At 40.6% G+C, this 10,567-nt stretch carries 6 protein-coding genes and 1 pseudogene; 4 read left to right on the top strand and 3 right to left on the bottom strand.

Translation table 11 applies throughout. The features are described from left to right. Positions 1–87 precede the first annotated feature (87 nt). The 4 genes from B3317_RS09230 to B3317_RS09245 all read left to right on the top strand — a co-directional run bounded on the left by B3317_RS09230 (position 88) and on the right by B3317_RS09245 (position 6,028). Positions 88–1,098 carry a glycosyltransferase gene (locus B3317_RS09230; RefSeq protein ID WP_291110887.1) on the top strand — a complete coding sequence of 337 codons (1,011 nt, stop codon included), beginning with the start codon at positions 88–90 and terminating at the stop codon, positions 1,096–1,098. Positions 1,099–1,125: 27 nt separating this feature from the next. Continuing rightward, a complete protein-coding gene (locus B3317_RS09235) occupies positions 1,126–2,619 on the top strand; it encodes a glycoside hydrolase family 125 protein (RefSeq protein WP_291110888.1) in 1,494 nt (497 codons plus the stop codon). Positions 2,620–3,558: 939 nt separating this feature from the next. Further along, positions 3,559–4,896 (top strand): dihydroorotase, encoded by a 1,338-nt coding sequence (locus B3317_RS09240; protein ID WP_291110889.1) that lies wholly within the window; start codon positions 3,559–3,561, stop codon positions 4,894–4,896. Between the two features lie 82 nt (positions 4,897–4,978). Next, positions 4,979–6,028: a linear amide C-N hydrolase gene (locus B3317_RS09245; RefSeq protein ID WP_291110890.1), complete on the top strand. Its 1,050-nt coding sequence runs from the start codon at positions 4,979–4,981 to the stop codon at positions 6,026–6,028. A gap of 47 nt (positions 6,029–6,075) precedes the next feature. Here B3317_RS09245 and B3317_RS09250 read toward each other — a convergent pair whose 3' ends face one another. From B3317_RS09250 to B3317_RS09260, 3 genes and pseudogenes are all read right to left on the bottom strand, one after another. Beyond that, entirely contained in the window at positions 6,076–7,674 is a 1,599-nt protein-coding gene (locus B3317_RS09250; RefSeq protein WP_291110891.1) for a sulfatase family protein, read from the bottom strand. 192 nt (positions 7,675–7,866) lie between these two features. Continuing rightward, positions 7,867–9,387, bottom strand: coding sequence for a glutamine-hydrolyzing GMP synthase (guaA, locus tag B3317_RS09255; RefSeq protein ID WP_291110892.1), 1,521 nt, complete (start codon positions 9,385–9,387; stop codon positions 7,867–7,869). Positions 9,388–9,988: 601 nt separating this feature from the next. Further along, positions 9,989–10,567: pseudogene (locus tag B3317_RS09260) on the bottom strand (hypothetical protein); the annotation flags it as partial.

A 10,567-nucleotide genomic window follows, 5' to 3' on the forward strand; every position in this document is an offset into this window, starting at 1 on the left:
GTAAACAGGGGAACAAGCGACAGGGACTTGCCATATTCATTCTCTAAAGAATATAAAGTAACAAATACGAAAAAGAAGAAATAAGAAATGGAATCGCCTAAAGTCAGTATTATTGTTCCCGTTCATAATGCAGGCAAGTATCTTGAGAAATGTTTGACTTCGATAATTAGCCAAACATTGAAAGAGATTGAGATCATTTTGGTTCTCGACTGCCCTACCGATGGGAGCAATAATATTGCCGAAGGTTTTGCTGCAAAAGATAAAAGAATAGTACTGATTTATAACAACGAGAATCTTCATACAGGGATAAGCAGAAATAAAGGGATAGAAGCAGCCAAAGGAAAATATATAGGCTTTTTCGACCACGACGATTATTGCGAGTCCAACATGTATGAACTGTTATATGAAAAAGCAGAAGAAGAATGCTTGGATATTGTAAGATGCAATTTTCTGTGTGTTTATAAAGTGAAGTCAGAATGCGTAGAAGAAGGATATAAATATCCGGATAATTCTACGAATGCAACGGATAAAGAATGGTTTTATGAGAATGTATGCAGCGATAAAATTTCGTGTGTAATATGGAATCATCTATATAAAGCCGATTTTCTGAAACAGAATAAACTATACTTTTTAGATTCAAGAACCATTTGTTCCGAAGACAGCATCTTTTTCATAAATGTCTACGATAAAATAGAGAAAATTGGGATTGTTCCTGATTTTTTATATTATCATGTCTTTCATTCAAGCAATACAGGGAAAGCCTATGCTTATAGGTCCATTAAAAACAGAGTCTCATTTTTTGAGGAATTGTATAAATTTCTGAAAAGTAAAGGCATTAATGAAGACACATGTAATACTTTTCTTTTCAAAAATGTAGTTCGTTCACTATACAGCGCTTCACGTCAGGCTCTACTACTATTCCCTCTTAAAAAAGCACTAAAAGAAATTAATACATTAAGAAAAAATAATCTGATAATGAAACAATTTTATTTTTTATATAAAAAAGAGAATTTATCGACATTATTCAGATTGAAACCCACAATTATTATTTTCTCACTTTTAATTAGAGTCAGTACTCCCAAAAAGAATATTGATTAAATGATTTTACAAACATGTACAAGAATTATGAAGAATAATTATATAAAAAAAGGAATTATAGGACTTTGCTTAGCAAGTATAACGGCTATTTCGGCAGAGGCAAGCCTCTCGGTTCAATTAGTCAATAGCATAGTATTGTCACAAGACAATACTACTGTTAAAAAGGACGATCCTTACAAAAGTAACCGTCCTGCGGTAGACAAACGATTATTCCAGTCCAAAGCTGTAGAAAATGAGATAGTACGCGTTAAAAAACTATTGAAAAACGCCAAACTGGCATGGATGTTCGAGAATTGTTTTCCTAACACGCTGGATACAACTGTCCGTTACCGGAAAACAGACGGGAAAGACGACACGGTGGTTTATACAGGAGATATTCATGCTATGTGGTTGCGCGACTCGGGAGCACAGGTTTGGCCATATGTGCAGCTTGCGAATCAAGACCCTGAACTGAAGGCTATGCTGGCAGGTACAATCCGCCGCCAGTTCAAATGCATTATCATCGATCCGTATGCAAATGCGTTTCTTGATCCGCACGATCCGAACCCGGATCACCAATGGATGTCGGACTTAACGAATATGAAGCCGGAATTGCATGAGCGTAAATGGGAAATAGATTCGCTATGTTATCCGTTGCGTCTGGCTTATCATTACTGGAAGACTACAGGGGATACTTCTGTATTTGATGAAGAATGGCTACAGGCGATAACTCTGATCCTGCAAACATTCAAGGAGCAACAACGTAAAGACGGTGTAGGGCCTTACAAGTTTCAACGTAAGACCGAACGTCAGCTGGATACGATGAACAATGACGGATATGGCAATCCTGTAAATCCTGTCGGGCTGATTGCTTCATGTTTCCGTCCATCCGATGACGCTACTACTTTCCTTTTTCTTGTTCCGTCTAATTTCTTCGCTGTTACTTCATTGAGAAAGGCTGCTGAGATACTGACGGCTGTAAATAAGGAAACTGAACTGGCTAAAGAATGTACAGACCTTGCTCAGGAAGTAGAAACCGCCCTGAAGAAGTATGCGGTTTATAATCACCCTGAGTATGGGAAAATCTATGCTTTCGAAGTAGATGGTTTTGGTAATCAGTATCTGATGGATGATTCTAATGCCCCAAGCTTATTATCATCCGCTTATCTGGGAGATGTCGATATAAATGACCCTATTTATCAGAATACACGTAAATTTGTGTGGAGCGAAAGCAATCCTTACTTCTTCAAAGGCAGTGCCGGAGAAGGTATTGGCGGGCCTCATATCGGTTATGACATGGTGTGGCCAATGAGTATCATGATGAAAGCCTTTACCAGTCAGGATGATAAAGAAATACAGGCGTGTGTGAAAATGCTGTTGGAGACAGATGCCGATACGGGATTTATACACGAATCTTTTCACAAAGACGATCCTAAGAAATTTACCCGTTCGTGGTTTGCATGGCAGAATACATTGTTTGGTGAACTGATACTTAAACTGGTAAATGAAGGTAAAACAGATTTGCTGAATGATATAAAATAAATATATTAAGGTATTTATGGAGAATCGTACAACTTTTAAAGTTGTACGATTTTTTCATTTATTTCTGTGATTATATTGGAATCTGAGAAACAGGATTGCTTTGTTTGTTGTAATCGTTATCGAATGATTTTTCTTGCTATGCAACACACGGACGGGACGTCCGCGCGAGCAAGGGATATGGTTTTGTAAACCGTGTCTTGCTAAAGAAATTACCCTACGAGTACATATACTGCAAATCTGTGTGAGCGAGGGGCTATTTCTTCAAAAGAACTTTATCTATATATTGCTTTTAGCCGATAGCTCTTTGAAAGATCTGGAAGGATTTAAAAATTTAATGTTTAAAAATTTAAAGATTGGGAAAAAGTAAAAAAGCAGGAAAAGTTGTCAAGTTTACATACGCTACGCTCCTGTGACCGTTGGTTGTCAGGTTTTAACAAGTCGTGAGTTTTAAGTAATATGAGATACGAGTAGACAAGACACGAGATACGAGTTATTAACTGATGACTGATAACTGTTTACTGAAAAGGTTGTTACCTTTTTAATAGTTACGGGTTGGCTGACGCCCTGTTTTGTTTCACGCAAAGACGCAAAGGCGCAAAGTTTTTACATCTTACGGGTTGTTTATTGCTAACTGTTTACTAAAAAGTTGTCAGATATGTCAGATTTTAACATTATACAGTTAATGAATGAAAAAAAACATAACATGTACAAATAAAGAAATGATAGGTGGCAGAAGAAAAATATGTAAAAGTTTTATTGGTTACTTAAAATGTTCAATTTTATTAGTCATTTTCTCGCAATGGCAGAATTCAAATAAATTTGATTCTGCCCTCATTGCTTAACGAAAATGTTCTTTTAAACTCAACTGATTAGCATATTTCATATACATTGACAAACTCTTTTTTCTACCTTTGTATCAAACCATTTATTTTTTTAATCATGATACTCATTCATAAGGCAACAATTATAAATGAAGGAACATCTTTCATCGGTTCGGTATTGATAGAAAACAATGTTATTGCGGAGATATTCAGGACAGAAGAGATTCCTGACCGGCTCTTAAACAACGCAACGGTTATTGACGGCAGGGAATTATGGCTGATGCCCGGAGTAATAGACGATCAGGTACATTTCCGCGAACCGGGATTAACCCATAAGGGAGATATTGCCAGTGAAAGCCGTGCCGCTATTGCCGGAGGGGTTACCTCTTTTATGGAAATGCCTAATACAAAGCCGCAAACTACAACAATTGAACTCCTTGAGCAGAAATTTGAATTAGCTGCCGAAAAGTCATTCGCGAACTACTCTTTCTATATGGGGGCCACAAATGATAATATTGCAGAGCTGAAAAAGGTCGATCCTAAAGAAGTATGCGGGGTAAAGGTTTTTATGGGTTCTTCGACAGGGAATATGCTTGTGGATGACAAAATGGTCTTGCAATCCATCTTTGCCGAAGTGGATATGCTCATTGCCACCCATTGCGAAAAGGAAGAAATAATACGGGAAAATCTGGCTAAATATAAAGCCGAGTTCGGAGAAGATATACCAATTCAGTATCATCCGCTTATCCGTAGCGCCGAAGCCTGCTATCGCTCGTCTGCCGAAGCTGTGGAACTGGCTGATAAATATCAGACCCGTTTGCATATTTTGCACCTTTCCACCGAGAAAGAAATAAGTTTATTCGATATAAAACCCCTTACGGAGAAGAAGATCACCGGGGAAGTTTGTGTTCACCATCTCTGGTTTTCGGATGAAGATTATTCCAGATACGGCGCGCGTATAAAATGGAATCCTGCGGTGAAAACCAGACAGGACAGGGGTGCTCTGATGCAGGGACTACTGAAGAATAAACTGGATGTAATCGCGACCGACCACGCTCCCCATTTGTTGGAAGAAAAACAGGGCGGCGCATTGAAAGCCGCGTCGGGAGGACCTTTGGTTCAGCATTCGCTGCAAATGATGCTCGAGTTGGCCAAGAAAGGCAAAATAACAAAAGAGCAAGTGGTGAATAAAATGTGTCATGCGCCTGCTACCATGTTCAGGATAGATAAGCGGGGATATATCCGTAAAGGATATTTTGCCGATTTGGTATTGGTGAATCCCAATAAACCTTATACTGTCACTAGAGATAATATCCTGTATAAATGTAAATGGGCTCCACTCGAAGGGGAGACATTCTCCACTTCGATAGAGAAAACATTCCTGAACGGAAAGATTGCCTTTGAAAATGGCGTGGTTTATGACATGAGAGGAGAAAGATTACATTTCGACAGATAGGATATTTACTGCAATTATAAACTTTTAGCCATCAGGGATTGTTTCTCTATATAAAGTATGAACAAATCAAATTAAAAGATTTATGAAGAGAACTATTACACGAGCCGTTTTATTGGCAGCGGTTCTGGCATTTACACAATTCAGTGCAATCGAGGCTTGTACCCGGATAGTCTATCACGGACTCAACAATACGGTACTGACCGCAAGAACTATGGACTGGAAAGAGGATAGCAGGAGTAACCTGTGGATTTTCCCCAGAGGTATGGAACGGAACGGTGAAGTAGGCAGCAACCCTTTGAAGTGGAAATCGAAGTATGGAAGTGTAATCACTTCCGCTTACGACATTGCCAGTACAGACGGTATGAACGAAAAAGGTCTTGTAGCCAATTTACTCTGGCTCGCCGAATCTGCATATCCGGAATGGGACCAAAAGAAGCCGGGTTTGTCGATAGCCGCATGGGTGCAATATATGCTCGATAATTTTGCCACTGTGAATGAAGCTGTAACTTATATGGAACAAGGTACATTCGAAGTAGTGTCGGATATGATGCCCGATGGTTCCAGAATGGCGACTCTCCACCTGTCCCTGTCAGATTCGGATGGTGATAGCGCTATTTTTGAATATATAAACGGAAAGCTGGTGATACACCACGATAAATCCTATCAGGTGATGACGAATTCGCCCGTATTCGACCAGCAACTGGCATTGAATGAATACTGGAAAAGTATTGGGGGCCTGACTTTTCTTCCGGGGACTAACCGTGCCGCCGACAGGTTTGTAAGAGCTTCTTATTATATAAACGTAATTCCGAAAGTAGATGATACCAGACTGGCTGTTGCCAGCGTATTCAGCGTTATACGCAACACTTCGGTTCCTTTTGGGATAAGTACACCTGACGAACCGAATATTTCATCTACCAGATGGAGAACAGTAGCAGACCAGAAGCATAAAGTATATTATTTTGAGTCTGCTTTATATCCGAATGTTTTCTGGGTAGATTTTAATAATGTCGATTTTTCGGAGAAATCCCCTGTAAGAAAACTGGATTTGGTCGGAGGTAAAACTTATGCAGGAAATACCGCTGATAATTTTGTAACATCCGAACCTTTTAGGTTTCAGGGAGTAGAGTAATACATTTTCATAATGGTAAAAATATGAAGGAAGATTTAAACAGGTACTTAGAATTCGTCTACTTTAAGCTTTTTTCTGTAATTATCTAAAGTAGCTTGTAATTCCTGGCTTATTCTTTCATATCCTTTTTTACCATAGAGATTATGCAGTTCATTCGGATCATTCTTAAGATCGAATAACTCGTTGCAATTGATGTCCTCATCATTTTTGGTTTCACCTTTACCATAAAAATGGATGAGTTTATACCTGTCCGTTCTGACACCATCGTGACGGCGGACATTGTGGATTGCCGGATAATCGTAATAGTGGTAGTATAAATCTTTTCTCCAGTCTTCAGGTGTTTTTCCGCTAAACAAAGATTCGAGAGATACACCGCTCATCTCGGCCGGTTTCTCTATTCCTGCTAAAGACAGGTATGTAGGTGCAAAATCTATATTCTGAACCAGAGCGTCAGTCTTTGTGCCTGCTTCGATAGCTTTGGGATAACGTATGATAAGCGGAGTTCTGAATGATTCCTCATACATGAAACGCTTGTCAAACCATCCATGTTCTCCCATATAAAAACCCTGGTCCGAGGTATAGACGATAATGGTATTATCCATCAGTCCTTCTTTTTCAAGATAATCTATCAGGCGTCCGACTTCATCGTCAATTGATTTTATGCAGCGAAGATAATCTTTGATATAACGCTGATATTTCCAATTAAGCAGATCGTCTCCGGATAGGTTACTGTTGATAAATTCCATATTCTTGGGATGGTAGGCGTTTTCCCAGGCTTCGCGTTGTGCAGGAGTCATTTGATTCATCGCCTGTTGTAAGCCACCGTCACTCCACTCTTTATTATATGGGGCAGTATTTCTCAATTCATTCAGTTTAAGGTCATAAATGAATGTCATTGTCTTGTCGATCGTCATATCCTGGGTTTTAGCCGCAGAACAACGACTTTCGTAATCGTCATAGAATGTTTCGGGCTTTGGAAACTCTACATCTTCATACAGATCATAATACTTGGCTTCCGGCATCCAGTTTCTGTGTGGAGCTTTATGATGCACTAAAAGGGCAAAAGGCTTGTTTTTATCTCTGCTTTCTATGAATTCTATGGAATGGGTAGTGATAAGGTTGGTTGCATAACCCTCTTCACGCACATATTTACCTTGAGACTCCTTCGTCTTGAAACTGGGATTGTAATAATCTCCCTGATCGTTCAATACACAATAATAATTGAATCCTTTTGGCTCGCATTGCATATGCCATTTTCCGACAACTCCGGTCTGATAACCTGCCTGAGTTAATAATTCGGAAAAGAAGATCTTAGTTGTATCAATGCCTGCTCCCAGTTGGCGTTGTCCGTTCTGATGGCTGTATAAACCAGTCATAAGGCATGCCCGGCTGGGGGTTGATAGAGAATTCTCCACAAAGGCTTGCCGGAATAGCATTCCTTCATTTGCCAAACGGTCTATATTGGGAGTGGCAGCTATTTTCGAGAGTGGATGCCCGTATGCACTGATTGTCTGGAACGAATGATCGTCCGTCATTATATGTATGATATTGGGGCGGGATTTATTTTGTTCCTGTTGCCCATAGCTATACGGATTGAGTATCGATACGGGGATAATTACCAGGCTGATCCTCTTTAAATTTGTCATGTAGTATCAAGTATTTAGGTTAATTAATACACTAAAATTAATAAGAAAAAATTGAATGATAAAACAAATATTACAATTCCGCCTAAAACAAACAGGTGAAAAGGAAGCTCTGAACCTTTTAAGTCCGATGCTTTTAAAAAAAAATGTCCCCTTTGCAGGAGACACTTTTTAAGGAAAATATCTTGTGTTTTATTACTCCCACTCGATAGTGGCAGGAGGTTTTGATGAAATATCATAAACAACACGGTTTACACCCTTTACTTTATTGATAATTTCATTCGATACCTTAGCCAGAAATTCATATGGCAAATGTGCCCAATCGGCAGTCATCGCATCCGTAGAAGTCACGGCACGCAAAGCTACTGTATTTTCATAGGTGCGTTCATCTCCCATTACGCCTACAGATTTGATAGGAAGGAGAATGGCTCCCGCCTGCCATACTTTATCATAGAACCCTTGTTCGCGAAGCATACGGATAAAGATATCGTCGGCATTCTGTACTATTTCTACTTTTTCCGGAGTAATATCTCCCAATATACGGATACCAAGCCCCGGTCCGGGGAATGGATGGCGTTTTATCAGGTTTTCTTTCATACCCAGTTCCAATCCTACACGGCGTACTTCGTCTTTAAACAGCAGGCGTAGCGGCTCTACCAGTTTCAGGTTCATTTTCTCAGGTAATCCTCCCACATTGTGGTGCGATTTGATGACATGGCCTGTGATAGAAAGCGACTCGATAATATCGGGATAAATAGTTCCCTGTCCCAGCCATTTTATATCTTTCAGCTTATGTGCTTCTTCATCGAAGACATCTATAAAGCCTTTGCCTATAATTTTACGTTTCTGTTCCGGGTCGGTCACACCGGCCAGTTCTTTGTAGAAACGCTCTTTGGCGTCTATGCCTATCACATTCAGTCCGAGATGTTCATAATCTCTCAATACATTTTCAAATTCGTTTTTGCGAAGTAATCCGTGATCTACAAATACGCAGGTCAGGTTCTTTCCGATAGCCTTATTCAGCAAAACCGCAGTAACCGAAGAGTCTACACCTCCCGAAAGAGCAAGGATTACCTTATCGTCTCCAAGCATTCCTTTCAGTTCGTCCACTGTGGAATCGATGAAAGAAGCAGGGCTCCATCCTCTTTTCGAATGGCAGATATTAAGGAAATTACTTAAAAGGCGTGTGCCGTCTGTAGTATGGTAAACTTCAGGATGAAATTGTACGGCCCATGTTTCCTCTCCTTTTATTTTATATGCTGCTGCCGGTACATCAGCTGTGCTGGCTACTATTTCGAAATTCTCCGGCACTACTGTGATAGAGTCTCCGTGAGACATCCATACCTGAGTACCTTCAGATATTCCGTCAAACAGGGCAACGCCGGACTTAATCTTTGTCAGATGTGCCCGTCCGTATTCGCGGGAATCGCTTTTTTCCACTTTTCCCCCCGAGGTATAGGCAAGGTATTGTGCTCCGTAACAAATGCCCAATATCGGATATTTACCTCTTATCTGGCTGATGTCGGGTTTAAATGCCGTGGCATCGTTTACCGAAAAAGGACTTCCCGACAGGATTACGCCTTTTACGCTTTTGTCATCGAAAGGAAACTTGTTGTAGGGGATAATTTCGCAGTAAGTATTTAATTCTCTGATTCTGCGACCAATCAATTGGGTGGTTTGTGACCCGAAATCGAGGATAATGATTTTCTCTTGCATAAAAATAACAAGTATAAGTTATTGTTTTTAATGCGCACAAAGATACATTATTTTTCTGATATTTTGTTTATCAGGATATGTCATTTAACACGAATTTCTGTGGGTTATCCTGTCATAAGTATAATCTTCGTCATCATTATTCGTCGGGGCAGGAGTGACCTGAATCCACTTTACCCTGTGGAGGCTTAGGATGTATTCCCGTTGCAGCCTGTATTACAAATAAAGCCTGTCATCCCGACAGGCTTTATTGAAACTTTACACAAAGCATAACCGGAGAGTTATCACCAACAAACAATAGATAACTTTCCCGCCGCGCACATGCGACTAAGGGAGTCTCCGGCTAAAATCGTCACTATGACTAAGTTAAATACGTTTAAGAGCGTATTTTCATAGTTTATCTTTTCATTTTTTGCCTGTAATATTATACTTTCATCTTTCTGAAAATCAATGATTCGGGCAAAATTTCATCCAGTCCGTTTTTTAAGATTCTCCGGGTTACGCGGGAGATACCGCTGAGGAAGATAGTCACAGCCGGACAGGTAGCCCGGAGTAAACGGGCTACATCTGCATCCAAATACCCGGACTAACGTCCTGTGTATATTTATATCTTAACGCAACGCACGGGTAGCGCGCTGTATGATACAAGCGGGAGACCCGATAGCGAACCATCGGTGCCCATGAAACTTCGCATCATATTTGGCGATGACACGAGGTCCCGGCTCCACAGGAATATGGTAGCGCCCTCGTTCATGCGCGTGCCGAGATCATAGTTCCTTCTCCCGGCCGCAGGGCAGAACAGTACCTCCCCCCCGTCCGAAAAAGTTTGACCGGCCACACCGCTGGATTTATAGTCGCTGAACCAAGCTACTCCATGGGCCGCAAGATCTTGAAATTGTGCATATGTTGGAACCTGCCAGCCCGTAGGGCATGGATTTTGGGTGGACATATTCCAGGTAGTGTAAGCAGGGAGTGAGCTGTTCCAGGTGTTGCCTCCCTGAGTGTTTGTCAGCGGATTAGTATTACTCCACCCGACTGTACCCCGGCCATATTGGTAGAACATGCCGTAATCAGTCTCATTGGCTACAAATGTATTAGGTGCGTCGACGTTATATTTTGCCCATTTGATGCCGTTGATCTCCACATAATCCAGTGGCACGGGCGGCCTCGGCACTTCTATCCC

This window comes from Dysgonomonas sp. UBA7710 (assembly GCF_002482385.1).
Taxonomy (GTDB): domain Bacteria; phylum Bacteroidota; class Bacteroidia; order Bacteroidales; family Dysgonomonadaceae; genus Dysgonomonas.

Excerpts from the sequence above, each read along its gene's own strand:
- B3317_RS09230 (WP_291110887.1), top strand. The coding sequence starts at position 88 with ATGGAATCGCCTAAAGTCAGTATTATTGTTCCCGTTCATAATGCAGGC.
- B3317_RS09235 (WP_291110888.1), top strand. The coding sequence starts at position 1,126 with ATGAAGAATAATTATATAAAAAAAGGAATTATAGGACTTTGCTTAGCA.
- B3317_RS09240 (WP_291110889.1), top strand. The coding sequence starts at position 3,559 with ATGATACTCATTCATAAGGCAACAATTATAAATGAAGGAACATCTTTC.
- B3317_RS09245 (WP_291110890.1), top strand. The coding sequence starts at position 4,979 with ATGAAGAGAACTATTACACGAGCCGTTTTATTGGCAGCGGTTCTGGCA.
- B3317_RS09250 (WP_291110891.1), bottom strand. The coding sequence starts at position 7,674 with ATGACAAATTTAAAGAGGATCAGCCTGGTAATTATCCCCGTATCGATA.
- guaA (WP_291110892.1), bottom strand. The coding sequence starts at position 9,387 with ATGCAAGAGAAAATCATTATCCTCGATTTCGGGTCACAAACCACCCAA.